Consider the following 13923-nt stretch of genomic DNA (forward strand, 5'->3'; position numbering starts at 1 on the left):
CACAACGAAGGAGGTCAAGGGAAAGAGCTATTTGATACACAGACCAAGCCATGATGGCTTGGTCTGTGCTCACTGGTTAACTGACTTTTGAAGCATCAGCAGGATGACAAATCGAGTATTTTGCTTTGATCACGTCAGCTATTTTTTCGGCGATCATGATGGTGGGTGCATTGGTATTGCCACCCACCAACGTCGGCATCACAGATGCGTCAACCACCCGTAGATTATCCATCCCGTATACGGACAGTTCACTATCTACCACCGCTTCAGGATCATCCGAAGTCCCCATCTTACAGGTACCAATCGGGTGATACTGAGTATCGGCGCGATTGCGGATATCTTGCTCAATCGCGGCGTCATCGTCCGGGTCAACAGGATAGAAACTCGCTCCGCGAACGTCATCAAACGCCTCGCTTTGCAGCATCTGATACTGTTTTTTCCAACCTTTGATCATCACTCTCATGTCATCAGGTTCTTGGAAGAAGGCAGGGTCAATGCTTGGAACGTCGTAAGGATCGGCGCTATTTAAGGTTACCGTGCCGGTACTTTTCGGTCTAAGTAGCGTTACGTGAGAACTGAATCCATGGCTCATGTGGATTTTTCGAGCATGATCGTCCACCACCGCTACGACGAAGACAAACTCTAAGTCAGGCACATCGACGTCATCATCAGAGTACAAAAACCCGATACCTTCGGCGAAATTACTACTCAGCTTGCCTTGACGCTGTTTGAACCATTGAGGCACTGCTTTACTGGCCTCCGACGCCATTTTTAGGGATACACCAAAGGTGTCACGTTTGGCCGTAGTTCGGTATGAGTGCACCAAGTCGATATGGTCTTGCAGGTTCTTACCTACTCCCACCAAGTCATGCACTTGGTCGATACCATGTTTGTCTAGCTCTTGCTTAGGACCGACTCCTGATAGCAATAGCACTTGCGGAGTACCAAACGCACCAGCGCTTAGAATGACTTCTTTATTGCAGTAAATTTGGAAACGCTGCCCTTTCATTCCATACTCTACACCAATCGCTCGCTTTCCATCGAACAACACCTTATGCGTGGTGGCTTTGGTGAGCACGGTTAAGTTCGGACGATTAAGGTTTGGCGTTAAGTAAGCTTTTGCCGCACTGCACCTCTCACCGTTTAATTGTGTCACCTGCGTTTGCATAGTACCGAACTGTTCAGCACCGTTCACGTCATGGTTGGTCGGCACGCCAATTGACTCGCACGCTGATAGGTATCTTTCCACCATTGGGCTAGGTGATCGCAAGTCAGCGACGTTCAGCGGCCCACCTTGGCCATGAAATTCATCGTGATGAACTTCATTGTTTTCTGCTTTTTTGAAATACGGTAGACACTCATCGTAGCTCCAGCCTTCATTCCCTAATGATGCCCAAAGATCATAGTCATAACGGTGACCACGTGCATACATCATGGCATTGATTGAGCTCGAACCACCCAAGGTCTTCCCTCTGGGTTGATAACCCTTACGACCATTGAGTCCAGGCTGAGGAACGGTTTCAAACCCCCAGTTGTTGATTTTGGTTGGCATCATCACAACACAGCCAACGGGCGTATGAATAAACGGACTGGTATCTTTACCTCCGGCTTCTAGCAAACAAACATTCACAGTAGGGTCTTCTGATAGCCTTGAAGCAAGCACGCAACCTGCTGAGCCACCACCGACAATAATGAAATCATAGCTGTCCATCGACTGCCTCCATCACATCCAATGGATGCAGTTCGCGTTTCAAGATCTTTCCTGTTGCCGTCATTGGCAGTGATGCTCGAATAAATACACGGCGTGGATATTTGTAATCAGCAAGTTGACTACGGCACCACGCTACCAAGGTTTCGCCATCACTGGTGCAGTTTTCATGCAACACTACGTGAGCATGAATTTCCTCACCAAGTCGCTCATCATGCTCACCGACAATAGCCACCATTTCTACATCCGGATGACACATCAGTACTTCTTCAATCTCACGTGGATAGACGTTATAGCCACCGCGAATGATCATATCTTTCACTCTATCGACAATGAATAAGTTGCCGTGCTCATCAAGTCGTCCAATATCACCACTCCAGAACCAACCATCACGTAACGCTTCTGCACTGGCTTCGGCTCTGCCGTAATAGCCTTTCATAACACTCGGGCTCTTAATGCACACTTCACCCAACTCGCCAACAGGCAGCGCATTACCTTGAACATCAGATATCTTAATCATATGACCGCATAACGGCTGACCTACACTACCTGGTAAGCGGTCACCGTCGATATGATTGAAAGTAGCAACGGGCGCCGTTTCCGATAAGCCATAGCCTTCCAAGACAGGTAACTCAAAGCGCGATTCGAACTGACGAATCACCTCTACTGGCATGGACGCCCCACCAGAAACGCCCAGTCTCAAGCTATGTTTAACCTGTTCAGATTGCTCTGGTAATTGCTCGCCCACCGTCAACAGAGCGATATACATGGTGGGTACCCCCGCAAAGACACTGACTTTGTGGTCGATGATTTGTTGAATAACCAACTTAGGGTCAAAGCGAGGAATGAGCACAATCGACGAGCCCGTAAGCACACTGGCGTTCATCATGACGGTTTGACCAAAACTGTGAAATAAAGGTAGGGTCGCCATCGTGGTATCGCTGTACTCTAGTCGCATTAAATACTGAGAGGACATTGCGTTTGCCAGCATATTTGAGTGAGAAAGCTCTGCGCCTTTCGGTTGTCCTGTCGTACCCGACGTATAAAGAATGACTGCAGTATCGTCCCCTTGCATTGCTGCAGATTCAAACACTTGCGGCGGTTGTTGCAACCACTGCTCTAATGAGTGTTCACTCTCATCAACTGTCATCATGGGTATGAAGTGTTCACAGCTGTCCACTTGAGAAAAGCCCAAACGTCCGTATTGCTCACTTGGATCCATGTCTTGATTTTCAAAACAGAAATACGCTTTAGCATCAGAGTCTTGCAGATGGTAGGCGATCTCCCGGTTCTTAAACAGCGTGTTGAGCGGCACGACCACGCAGCCTGCCTTTAAAATTCCGTAATAAGCGATGGGGAAGTAGGTAACATTAGGACACGAAAGCGCCACTTTGTCTCCTTGTTCCAAACCAAGTTGCTTGAGGTTGTGAGCAACAGTGCTAGCCGCACTCTCCAGTTGTTGATAGCTGATCTCCTCTGCGCCCATTCTGAGAGCAGTTTTGTCCGGGAAGAGCGCAGCACTGCGCTCAAGATTAACAGCAAGGTTATGCATCCTAGGTCTCCTTGTAGGTGTACCACGCCAGTAAATACTGGCGCGCCGAAGATTCTTAAAATGGTCCGTTGTTAGTGGATTAGGTTATTAGTGTTATTTTGAGGAATGGGTTTTGAGGTCTGGGTCTGGCTTACCAACAAATACGCGCAGCACCAACTTCTGAGCAAGATTGCCGTAAGGCGGAGAAAAGAGCTGGATAGGAAACCACTCTCTCATTTGCAACACTGTGCGTGCATGGCTCAACTCACGAAAACCTTCTTCGCCGTGGTAGTTACCAATACCAGAGTTACCCACACCACCAAATGGCACCGAATGGTTAAGTACATGCCAGCCCCAATCGTTTATGGTGACACCGCCACTATGAGTTTGATTTAGCAGCGCTTCTCGTTGCTGCGTGTTATGGCTAAATAGGTAACAAGCTAACGGTCTGGGGCGCTCAATAATGTATTGCACCACATCGTCAATTGACTGGTAACTATGAACTGGTAGTAATGGCCCAAAGATTTCTTCCTGGCAAATTCGCATACTCGGTTTTAGATTAGTGGCGATAAAGAGCGGCATTTTTCGACCTTCGCCTTGAGACAAACATTGAGTGATCGTCGCCCCTTTAATTCGCGCATCTTCGACTAGAGCAGCAAACCTTTGATACTGTGCATCATCCACTAGAGATGTGTAATCAGCGTTACCCTCGATCTCCTCGTACATCTTGATGTGAGCTTTTTTGAGCGCTTCTACAAATGCATCGACCTTGCCTTCTGGAACAAACGCATAATCCGGAGCGATACAAATCTGTCCTGAGTTAAAGCCTTTGCCATGAGCAATACGGCTTGCTGCTTTCTCAATATCGTAGTCATCAAAAACCACCACCGGAGACTTTCCGCCCAACTCTAACGTCACAGGCGTTAGGTTAGCCGCCGCATTGGCCATTATGGTTTTGCCGCTATTTGGTGACCCGGTAAAGACCAGATGGTCAAACGGCAAGTGAGAGATTTCCATCGCTTCTGGATGCGTACCATCAACAATTCTGACTAGATCTGGCGCGTATATCTCGGCCAACATTTTTCGCAGAGCCTTTGTGGTTGCCGGACAGTTAGGCGGCATCTTAATCATGCAGCGATTACCTGCTGCCAACGCGGTAATCATCGGGCCAATAGAAAGATAAAGCGGAAAGTTCCAAGGACAGATAATCCCCACCACACCTTTTGGTTGATAGCGAACCTGTAACTTATTGCCTTTAAACAACCATTCCGTTGGGCGACTTTTCGATTTCATCCAGCTTTTCAAGTGGCGATTGACATGGTTGATATCGAGAATAGGTGCTAACACGTCAGCCATTAATGACTCGGTATGGCTGCGCCCGCCAAAGTCATCACTCATTGCCTCCGCTAGCACCGATTGATATCGCGTTAGCTGTGTTTTAAGAGCCTGCAATCGCTGTTTTCGCACGGCAAGTGAAGGGTTGGTCTCTTGTTGGTATGCGGTTTGAAGCTCAGAAAACCAAGTATTAAGCTCGCTCACTTCGACACTTTCGCATTCAGAACTTACATCTTTTACCCAATCAATCATTTCACTCATTTATTAATCTCGCATTGAAATTTGCCTCATTACAACATTCTGATAACATTGAGCACAGGTTACATTGAGACAAAAAGCGGTGAAATTCGGACATTGTTCAGACATTGAGATCCCACAATCACGCTAACTTATTGAAAGTCGCCTATTAACCTTTTTGGAGAAGTTGGATGCAATACACGGCAGTTTATGAGCCAGATACTCAAGCTTGCGGGATTTTAGATCTTCAGCTTATGGCGCGTTATCTCGACAGTCGCTTTGCCACCGAATCATTATTTGAGGGTACGACCGTCACTTCTTCTCAACTCTATCAGCCAGATACACAGCTCACTTTTGCTCAAAAGATGGCTATCTTCAGCAACGCACTCACTCAGACAAATGAAGCGGGTTTAGGGCTCCAAGTGGGTAAGCAAGCAAGGTTCAGTGATTTTGGAGTGTTGGGCTATGCGGTGTTCAGCAGCAACACCATGCTTGATGCTCTTATGATGGGGTTTAAATACCTTCGTCTGGCCGGCCCTGTGCTTAAAAAGAAGATGTGGGTCGAAGGTAATGTCGGTTATTTTCGCGCCGAGCAACTTATCGATTTAGACGAACTGCTGCCGTTTTGCTCCGAGTACTGGTTCACTGCCATTCAAAATTTGTGTGAAGAGGTGATGCAGCAGCCGTTCCCTTCAACACTGATTAAGTTTCCCTTCCCTGAGCCAGAATATGGTCATCTATACGAACAGGTTTTTCATTGCCCCATTGAGTTCGAAAGTGATTGTTTGGAATGGCAGTTTGACGCTACGGTACTTTACGAGCCTCTGCCTGCTGCCAATGCAATGACGCTGAAAATGTGTTTGAAATCTTGTGATGAAATGCTGGAAAAAGCCGGAGGCGGTACCAGTTTGCAAGAAAAAATCAGTCAGATATTTATCGAACGTCTGGGCAACTATCCATCCATTGAAGTCTTGTCTTCCGAGTTGGGCATGTCATCACGTACGCTGCGCCGTCATTTGAAAGCAGAAGGGACCAGCTATCAACAGGTGCTTGATAATGTGCGCTATCGACTGGCCCGCCACTACCTGCTTACTACACAAATCACCATGGAAGAGATTTCAGAGCGAATTGGTTTTTCTGACAGTGCCAATTTTCGGCACGCATTTAGGAAATGGAGCGGGTGTTCGCCGAAGGAGTTTCGTAAGGCAGGTGAGCAATAGGTGCTCTACTGTTGTTCGCCTTAATACAACCCGTCATTTCCTTGAAAAAGGAAATCTCCTGCCACAAGTGACTCCCCTACCTTATTCTCACAAAGAAAACGAATGTTTGAGCTGTGCTGAAACTGTTTGAATGGAGTAAAACGGTGACGTCGGTGTGCGCTGGGAGTAGATTCCTGCTCGGAGGCAGGAATGACGTGCACTTGAAGCAATTTCTAGTATGAAAAACACCCTCATTAATGCCTTCTAGACCACCAAACCTCTAATTAAGCATGTTGTTATTAACAATGTGATACCGGTTTCAATTTTAACTAAATGGCATTGCGTAAAAAAGAATCAGCACGTAAATTGAAACTAGTTTCAATTAGAAGGAGCTTCCGTGTTTGATATCTCGATAATGTATCGATACTTAGACTCGTTTATAGAAGGATTTGCGATAACCGCTAGTATTAGCGTCGCTTCTATTATTGGTAGTTTTTGTATTGGTTTGCTGGTGATGTTTGCGTGTATTAGTCAGTCGAAAGTGCTGTCTAAAACGGGCTATACCTACATAAACGTGTTTAGGAACATTCCCTTTATTGTTCAGGTGTTCTTTATTTTTTATGGCCTACCTGAATTACGCATTTTCATTGATCCCTACACCACGGGAGTGTTGGCGCTTTCTATTGCAGTTGGTGCTTATTGTGCTGACGTGCTGCGCGCAGCAGTTCAGCAGGTTGATCGAGACGTGATCGAAGCAGCTCAATCTTTCGGCTTAAAACGCTTAACTATCTATAGAAAAATCATTCTTCCTATCGCGTTGCGCAACTCGATCAAACCGTTAGGTTCGATCTTCGTGAACCTAATTTTGACCACCTCTATTTTATCGACAGTAACACTTAACGAACTCACAGGAACCGCAAAAATCATTGCGGCGGAAACATTTAGACCATTTGAAGTCTACTTCTTCTTATTACTGTTCTACTGCGTGCTGACGTACATCTTATCCATTCTTATCACTTTAGCGCACAAGCGACTAAATCGATTTTCTGAAGCGGGAGCATAGCAATGTCTAGTAATGAATTTGTCCCCTATGACCTTATTGTTCTGCTTAGTGGCATCAGCGTGTCGTTAAAGGTGTTCTTGGTTTCAAGCTTGTTTGGCGGTCTATTAGGATTAGGGCTCGCGCTCTTTCGTCACTATCGATTCCCTCTATTGAGCCAGCTTTCTGTTTTTGTGAGCGAGTTTCTTAAAAACTCTCCAGTTCTGGTTCAGCTGTTCCTGATCTACTTCGGCCTGCCGATTTTCCTCTCCATGGACATGTCAGCGGAACTAGCCGCCACAATCACGCTGACTGGCAATACGGCTGCATTTGTCTCCGTCATTATTGTTACCGCAATGGCAGCGGTTGATAAAGGTCAGATTGAAGCTGCACGCTCGTTTGGAATCTCCGAGATGGTAATTTTGAAGAAAATCATCACGCCTCAAGCACTGCTAGTTGCCATTGCGCCACTCGTCGGTCTTGCGGTGAACCAACTTCAGGTAACGTCACTGGTCTCCGTTATCGGGGTTATGGACATTACCAAAGTCGGCGCCATTTTGAACCAACGTACGTGGCAGCCATTTATTGTTTGGCCTGTCATCGGGCTGACCTACTTCGCCATGTCGATGGCCATCTCCAAGCTGGGCAGAAAGCTCGAGCTCTACTTACGAAAACATCAAACTTGGTCTTTAGCATAAGGTGAACCCCATGATTTCAATTAACAACGTAAAGAAGTCGTTTGGAAGCAACGACATATTAAAAGGGGTCAGCCTAAATATTGAGCAAGGCGATGTGGTCTCTATCTTAGGTGCAAGTGGCTCTGGAAAATCTACCCTACTGCGCTGTATCAACGGACTAGAAGCGATTAATGACGGTGACATCACCTTCCGCGACCTCTCGGTCTCCAACAAAGCGGAATTACAAAAGATCCGAACGTCAGTGTCGACGGTGTTCCAACACTTTAATCTTTACCCGCATTTGAGCATTTTAGACAACATCACCCTCGCACCTATTGAAGTGCTAGGGCAAAGCAAAGAGCAAGCTGAAAGCACCGCGCGAGAACTGTTGCAGCTTGTTGATTTAGCGGACAAAGAGACCAGCTTCCCAGCTCAACTCTCTGGCGGACAAAAACAGCGTATCGGTATTTGTCGCGCTCTAGCGATGAAGCCGGAGTGTTTGCTACTAGACGAAGTAACCAGTGCACTTGATCCAGAGATGACCTCAGAGGTGCTTGACGTGCTCGCGGACCTTGCCAAATCAGGCACAACATTAATCTTTGTCACTCACGAAATTGCCTTCGCGAAAAAGATCTCCAATCGCATTGTTTTCCTCGACGAAGGGGTAGTAAGAGCTGACATGGACAAAGATGCTTTCTTCTCCGATGAGGGCGGTAAGCAAGACGAAAGAATTAGACGATTTTTAGAGAAAATGGATAGCAAGTAATGATTGTATTATCAAATTCAGAAGCCTGGCCGGGAATCGACGACACGGTAAGTATGCTTAATAACGGCGACAATGGTCTCGATGCGATCATTTGTGGTATTGAAAAAGTCGAAGCAGAACCAAGAATTCGCAGTGTTGGTTACGGTGGCTGGCCTAACCTATTGGGTGATATGGAATTTGACGGTGCAGTAATGGACGGCAACACGCTTCGAACCGGTGCCGTTGGGGCCGTCAAAGATCATTTTCACGTCACGCGCATTGCCAAAAAAGTGATGGAAGAGCTGAACCACGAGATCCTCGTAGGTGAAGGTGCTACACGCTTTGCCTATGAAATGGGTTTTGAGTGCCCTAACCCTCTACTAGAAGACTCTAAAGAGGTGTGGTTTAAGAAGCTTCAAGAAATTACTGGCGAAGACAACCCCGATATGTCGACTCGTCCGCTTGCACACCTCAACTCAATGATCACTGACCCAGAGAAAGTCCGTGATACCACCGTCTTTCTCACCAAAGACAGTACAGACAGTATTTATGCAGCCACTAGCACCTCAGGCTGGGCATGGAAATACCCAGGACGCCTTGGCGATTCACCTATTGTCGGCGCTGGCTTTTATGCCGATAGCCGATATGGCGCGGCGGCCTGCACTCATACTGGCGAAATGACCATTAGAGCCAATACCTCCTACTCCATCGTAATGGCGATGCGTCTTGGCTTTTCGCTCGATCAAGCGGTGGATATGGCCATTGAAGAATTAAATTCGCTTAGAACAGGCTTTTTGGCTGGCGTTGTCATTCATGCAATCGATAAAGATGACAATTACCGAGTAATCAATTTTGGATGTGAAGAGGACATCAAATACTGGGTTTACAAATCTGGAATGAGTAAACCTGAACAAAGAATAGCGGAAAGACGCTATATGGATAAACGAAATGAAATGGAGAACCACAATGAAATTTAAGGCATTGGTTGCCACCATATTGGCAAGTGCACTCGCAATCAGCTCCACCTCAGCGTTTGCTGGCAAACTCGAAGACATTCGAGAGCGCGGCTACATCAAAATCGGTGTATCACTTGGTGGCGAACCTATCGGATTCCGTGACCAAAAGAATAACCCAGCAGGTTATGACGTTGATCTAGCGAAACGCCTAGCAGAAAAACTTGGCGTTGAGGCACGCTTCACTGATGTACATGGTGACGCTCGTGTTTCCATGCTGTTTTCTGACCAACTAGATGCGGTCATTGGTAACATGTCAGCGACCTTAGAACGTGCTAAATCGGTGAATTTCTCCATTCCTTATGCACGTGCTGGTCTTCGTATTGTTCATCAAAAAGACCAAGATATTAATTCACTGCAGGATCTTGCAGGCAAACGCGTTGTTGTAGGACGCGGTTCAACAGGCGAAGCCTTTTTGAAACGTGAAGTGCCAGAAGCTGAATTAGTTTATACCGATAACTTCGCACCAGACGGTGTATTGTTGCTTCGTCAAGGCCGTGTAGATGCGGGTATCGAAGACAGCTCTCTGATTGATTACCTAGCCACCAACAACCCAAATCTTGTGACTCTGCCAGGCTTACACTCTAATGACCCTATCGCTATTGGAGTTAGAAAAGGCGACGCCGAGTACTTACGCTGGATGGATATGTTTGTCTCTGACTACATTAACTCTGGTGCTTATGAAGCGTCTTACCACAAATGGTGGGGTGCGGATGCTAACCCACCTAAACTAGCGGGTACTTGGTAAACCGATAACTCAAAGGCCCTTTCCCCCGGGCCTTTTTTTCCTCTCTATCTTTCCATAAGTTTCAATGAGCGAGCTGTATGAAAATTGAAGTCTGTATCGATAATATTGAATCACTGCACACTGCCATCGAGGCAGGCGCCGACCGAATCGAATTGTGTAGCGCTCTGTCACTGGGCGGCCTAACGCCTTCATTAGGGTTAATAACTCAGGCTGTCGCGGTTTCCTCCATTCCTATTTACGTGATGATTCGCCCTCGTGATGGTGACTTTGTCTTCAGTGAAGAAGAAATCCACTTTATGGAGCAGGAAATACTCAGCTACAAGTTGCTTGGCGTTGATGGCGTAGTTATTGGTGCACTGAATCCCGACGCTACCATCAACGAAGATGCCCTGCGTCGATGGACAAACGCCGCTCAAGGTATCGGAATCACTTTTCATCGCGCATTTGATTTAGTTGCCAACCCGATAGAGAGTTTAGAGCTCCTCTTCCATTACCCGATTGAAAGAATTTTAACTTCAGGTCTCCAGCCGACTGCGCCAGAAGGTAAAGCGATGATTAAACAGTTAGTCGACACCGCTCAGGGTCGCCTATCCATTATGGCGGGCTCTGGAGTAAACGACAGCAATGCGCTTTCACTGGCTGACACAGGCATCACCGAGCTGCACCTTTCTGGTAAAGGTCAGCGCCCTAGTAATATGATTCAACAGTCCTCACAAATCTCCATGGGAACAGAAAGTTGCGATGATTGGGTCTCGGTAACAGACTATGATAAAGTGAAGAAAATCGTGAGGTTATTTGTGAATGAGTACTAAAACGCTACCTACATTGCAGGATGTAGCAGATCGAGCAGGCGTATCAAAAGCGGTTGCTTCTCGGGCTTTTTCGAAAGAGAAAAAACCCATATCTGAAGTAAAAAAGCAGCGCGTGTTGCAAGCCGCCGAAGAGCTCGGTTACGTCATGAATCCCTTCGCGCAAAGTTTGAATAGTAATACCACTGGACTCGTCGCCATTGTGGTCAACCACATTAGTGATTTGAGCGACCTTGAGCTGTTTGATCATTTACTACGAGGACTGCAATCAATAGGCAAGCTGCCGATCTTCATTCGCATCAAAACCGAGCAGGATATTGCATCAATTACCGACAACGCGTTCGTTCATCGCGTAGACGCTGCGATCATTTTCTCGGATCTCATTGAACCTAAAGACATGCCAAAGCTGTTTCTTACTCCGCGAGTGATTAACCTTAACGGGCAAAACTGGGACAATACATGGTCGGTGTTACTCGACGAAGAACACGCCATTCAGGATGCGGTGAATTATGCAGTTCAATCCGGCGTTAAAGAAGTTCATTTACTTGCCGGACGACAAAGCTCTGCCGTTGAAGAACGTCGACTTGCTCTCTACCAAGACAACCTCGAACGCCACGATATCTCCCTGAAAAACATCGCCTATTGCAACTACAAGTACAATGAGGCGAAGCAGTATCTCATCGGCAATTCAAACGACATTGTTCAACCAAACAACGGTGTGATTTGTACCTCTGATGCCATGGCGATGGCAGCGGTGGACAGCTTTGGTAACCAAGATGACCGTCCAGTAATTATTGGGTTTGATAATACTTTCTTCTCTCATTTTGGCTCTTACCAATTCCCAAGTATTGGTTATTCAAAGGAAGAGCTGATTGATATTGTGTTGGAGTTGATTTCCTTATCGTCGGATAAGGAGAATCTCTCTGGTGAAAAGTACATTCGTAACTTTTTTAATTGCCATTGAGATTGGGATTGAGTGCCACACTTGAGGGCGGTAGGCGCTTTGAGTAGATTCCTGCTCGGGGGCAGGAATGACGGGCGCCTTTGAGGACGATATATAAGAAGACTAAGTGTTTGAGGGCGCGGCTTTTGGCTGCGCCCTTTTGTTTTAGTGTGACTAACTAGTAGTTAGAGCCAATCAAAACAGGTTCTCCGTATTTGCCTGCTTGCGGCATAGGGACGTAGGTTGACTGTTCGTTGCGAAGGAAACGGATTGCTTTGATGCCCACATGCATTGAGCTAGTGATATCGGAGTCTGAGTCACCGTAATATTGCTCAACACCAGCTTGTTTGAGTTGTTTCTCTTTTTCTAAGCCACCAGCGAAGACCACAGGTTTGATTTGGTCACGGCGATCTTTAGGGAACAGATGGCGGATGGTGCTGGTTAATGTTTCTTTGCCTTCTGGAGCGTTACGACCGGTGATGAAGTAAATAGTGTCACCGTGCGCTAGGTGCATGTTTACTAAGGCAAGCGCTGAATGCTTAGGTAGTGAGAAATCATCCCAGCCTGTGCTTGCTTCGTTCCAGAAGTCTTGGTTCTTAAGATACGCATTCGAGCCCGGAGAGTATTTTTGCTGGCCGCGATAGAACACCGGTGAAGAGAACAGCATGGTGTCGTCGATATCCAAACCGACAGTAATTGGATGGTCAGGAAGCTGCTTCTGAATGTCAGATACTGACACCCAATTGATGTCTTTATAGACTTCCATTTGTGGCGCTTGATGGCTGACAGCCTGCATATCGGTGGTGGTGTAGACTTTAGCGAATGACAGTGGAGAGGCAAGAAGTACAGAGAGAGTAATAAGCTTCAGCGAACTTTTAATGTTCATCTTAGGGTCCTTGATACTTGGATTAAACAAACGAAAAACCCAACTACGGTACACCCGCCGCTATCGTTCTGAAAGTTAAAGATAATTCACAGTTTTCAAGCAAGTACAGACCCAAAATCAACACACAAAACAAGATTAAGAAAGCAAGGTAAAGAGACAACAGCCTATCGTTCAAAGATAGACTGCGATAGAAATGAATTACCAACTATTGATCTTGATGCGCTCCGATCTGGCGCGCAAATATTCAATGGTAAACAACAAGATAGCCGACAAGACGACCAATAAGGTAGCAACGGCCAGTATGGTTGGATTGATTTGCTCTCTTAGTCCCGAGAACATCTGTCTCGGAATTGTTTTTTGCTCCGGTCCTGCCAAAAATAGCGCGACTACTACTTCATCAAACGAGGTCACAAAAGCAAACAACGCCCCCGAAATCACTCCTGGCCTAATTAGCGGCATAATGATCTTAACAAAGGTATAAACCGGTCTTGCGCCCATTCCCAATGAGGCTTGCACAAGCGAATAATCAAAACCCGCTAATGCCGCGTTCACTGTGATGATCACGAATGGCGTCCCTAGAGCTGCGTGTGCAATCACCACGCCCCAGAACGTGCCCGCTAAGTTGAGTTGGGTATAGAAGAAAAACATACCCGCAGCGGTAATAATCAAAGGCACAATCATCGGAGACAACAAAATCGCCATTATGATGCGCTGCATTGGCATCGCTGAGTTACTTAGCCCTATTGCGGCTAATGTCCCTAATACTGTGGCGATAATCGTGGCGCAAATACCTATTAAAAAGCTGTTTTTGATGGCGAGCAGCCAGTTATCATCATGCCAAATCTCAGCGTACCATTCGAGCGAATAGGCCTCTTTTTCAAATGCCAGCATCCCTGGCGTAAAGCTAAAATAAGGCTCGGCATTGAAAGAGAGTGGAATGATCACCAAGATCGGCATCATCAAAAAAAACAGAGTCAAATACGCACTAGCAGAAAGAGACAGTGAGCCTAGTTTTTGTAGAGGCGTAAAATAGCTTGGAAATCTCTTCATACC

13 protein-coding genes are annotated in these 13923 nt (G+C 46.5%); 8 read left to right on the forward strand and 5 right to left on the reverse strand.

Annotated features, from left to right (window positions below):
- Positions 1 to 76: 76 nt before the first annotated feature.
- From L2W36_RS08190 to L2W36_RS08200, 3 genes are all read right to left on the reverse strand, one after another.
- A complete protein-coding gene (locus tag L2W36_RS08190; RefSeq protein ID WP_236109765.1) occupies positions 77 to 1711 on the reverse strand; it encodes a GMC family oxidoreductase in 1635 nt (544 codons plus the stop codon).
- Positions 1698 to 3260, reverse strand: coding sequence for a long-chain-fatty-acid--CoA ligase (locus L2W36_RS08195; RefSeq protein WP_236109766.1), 1563 nt, complete (start codon positions 3258 to 3260; stop codon positions 1698 to 1700). Before L2W36_RS08195 ends, L2W36_RS08190 begins: the two co-directional genes overlap by 14 nt.
- Positions 3261 to 3353: 93 nt before the next feature.
- A complete protein-coding gene (locus L2W36_RS08200; RefSeq protein WP_236109767.1) occupies positions 3354 to 4835 on the reverse strand; it encodes a coniferyl aldehyde dehydrogenase in 1482 nt (493 codons plus the stop codon).
- Positions 4836 to 5002: 167 nt separating this feature from the next.
- Here L2W36_RS08200 and L2W36_RS08205 point away from each other — a divergent pair, with 167 nt between their 5' ends.
- The 8 genes from L2W36_RS08205 (at position 5003) to L2W36_RS08240 (ending at position 12005) form a co-directional block, all read left to right on the forward strand.
- Entirely contained in the window at positions 5003 to 6031 is a 1029-nt protein-coding gene (locus L2W36_RS08205; protein ID WP_236109768.1) for an AraC family transcriptional regulator, read from the forward strand.
- Positions 6032 to 6407: 376 nt separating this feature from the next.
- A complete protein-coding gene (locus L2W36_RS08210; protein WP_110165287.1) occupies positions 6408 to 7073 on the forward strand; it encodes an amino acid ABC transporter permease in 666 nt (221 codons plus the stop codon).
- 2 nt (positions 7074 to 7075) lie between these two features.
- Positions 7076 to 7747: an amino acid ABC transporter permease gene (locus L2W36_RS08215; RefSeq protein ID WP_038228041.1), complete on the forward strand. Its 672-nt coding sequence runs from the start codon at positions 7076 to 7078 to the stop codon at positions 7745 to 7747.
- Between the two features lie 10 nt (positions 7748 to 7757).
- Positions 7758 to 8492, forward strand: coding sequence for an amino acid ABC transporter ATP-binding protein (locus tag L2W36_RS08220; RefSeq protein WP_006071547.1), 735 nt, complete (start codon positions 7758 to 7760; stop codon positions 8490 to 8492).
- The gene (locus L2W36_RS08225) at positions 8492 to 9448 is read left to right on the forward strand and encodes a N(4)-(beta-N-acetylglucosaminyl)-L-asparaginase (RefSeq protein WP_006071546.1); all 957 of its coding nucleotides are present in this window, start codon (positions 8492 to 8494) and stop codon (positions 9446 to 9448) included. Before L2W36_RS08220 ends, L2W36_RS08225 begins: the two co-directional genes overlap by 1 nt.
- On the forward strand, positions 9438 to 10232 hold the full coding sequence (locus L2W36_RS08230) for a transporter substrate-binding domain-containing protein (protein ID WP_006071545.1): 795 nt from the start codon (positions 9438 to 9440) through the stop codon (positions 10230 to 10232). The genes L2W36_RS08225 and L2W36_RS08230 overlap by 11 nt, the downstream gene beginning before the upstream one ends.
- A gap of 77 nt (positions 10233 to 10309) precedes the next feature.
- A complete protein-coding gene (locus L2W36_RS08235) occupies positions 10310 to 11044 on the forward strand; it encodes a copper homeostasis protein CutC (protein WP_236109769.1) in 735 nt (244 codons plus the stop codon).
- Positions 11034 to 12005: a LacI family DNA-binding transcriptional regulator gene (locus L2W36_RS08240; protein WP_236109770.1), complete on the forward strand. Its 972-nt coding sequence runs from the start codon at positions 11034 to 11036 to the stop codon at positions 12003 to 12005. Before L2W36_RS08235 ends, L2W36_RS08240 begins: the two co-directional genes overlap by 11 nt.
- 157 nt (positions 12006 to 12162) lie before the next feature.
- On the opposite strand, the gene aphA is transcribed toward L2W36_RS08240, so the two are convergent.
- Complete coding sequence (aphA, locus tag L2W36_RS08245; RefSeq protein ID WP_006071542.1) at positions 12163 to 12870, reverse strand: acid phosphatase AphA; 708 nt, start codon at positions 12868 to 12870, stop codon at positions 12163 to 12165.
- A gap of 198 nt (positions 12871 to 13068) precedes the next feature.
- Positions 13069 to 13920, reverse strand: coding sequence for an ABC transporter permease (locus L2W36_RS08250; protein WP_006071541.1), 852 nt, complete (start codon positions 13918 to 13920; stop codon positions 13069 to 13071).
- Between the last annotated feature and the right edge of the window lie 3 nt (positions 13921 to 13923).

Origin of the sequence: Vibrio sp. McD22-P3 (assembly GCF_021568915.1) — a bacterium.
Taxonomy (GTDB): Bacteria; Pseudomonadota; Gammaproteobacteria; order Enterobacterales; family Vibrionaceae; genus Vibrio; species Vibrio mediterranei.

What these genes read in the sequence shown, in the direction of transcription:
- L2W36_RS08200 (WP_236109767.1), bottom strand. Translation starts at nt 4,835, where the DNA reads ATGAGTGAAATGATTGATTGGGTAAAAGATGTAAGTTCTGAATGCGAA.
- L2W36_RS08205 (WP_236109768.1), top strand. Translation starts at nt 5,003, where the DNA reads ATGCAATACACGGCAGTTTATGAGCCAGATACTCAAGCTTGCGGGATT.
- aphA (WP_006071542.1), bottom strand. Translation starts at nt 12,870, where the DNA reads ATGAACATTAAAAGTTCGCTGAAGCTTATTACTCTCTCTGTACTTCTT.
- L2W36_RS08240 (WP_236109770.1), top strand. Translation starts at nt 11,034, where the DNA reads ATGAGTACTAAAACGCTACCTACATTGCAGGATGTAGCAGATCGAGCA.
- L2W36_RS08215 (WP_038228041.1), top strand. Translation starts at nt 7,076, where the DNA reads ATGTCTAGTAATGAATTTGTCCCCTATGACCTTATTGTTCTGCTTAGT.
- L2W36_RS08190 (WP_236109765.1), bottom strand. Translation starts at nt 1,711, where the DNA reads ATGGACAGCTATGATTTCATTATTGTCGGTGGTGGCTCAGCAGGTTGC.
- L2W36_RS08230 (WP_006071545.1), top strand. Translation starts at nt 9,438, where the DNA reads ATGAAATTTAAGGCATTGGTTGCCACCATATTGGCAAGTGCACTCGCA.
- L2W36_RS08195 (WP_236109766.1), bottom strand. Translation starts at nt 3,260, where the DNA reads ATGCATAACCTTGCTGTTAATCTTGAGCGCAGTGCTGCGCTCTTCCCG.
- L2W36_RS08225 (WP_006071546.1), top strand. Translation starts at nt 8,492, where the DNA reads ATGATTGTATTATCAAATTCAGAAGCCTGGCCGGGAATCGACGACACG.
- L2W36_RS08235 (WP_236109769.1), top strand. Translation starts at nt 10,310, where the DNA reads ATGAAAATTGAAGTCTGTATCGATAATATTGAATCACTGCACACTGCC.
- L2W36_RS08220 (WP_006071547.1), top strand. Translation starts at nt 7,758, where the DNA reads ATGATTTCAATTAACAACGTAAAGAAGTCGTTTGGAAGCAACGACATA.
- L2W36_RS08250 (WP_006071541.1), bottom strand. Translation starts at nt 13,920, where the DNA reads ATGAAGAGATTTCCAAGCTATTTTACGCCTCTACAAAAACTAGGCTCA.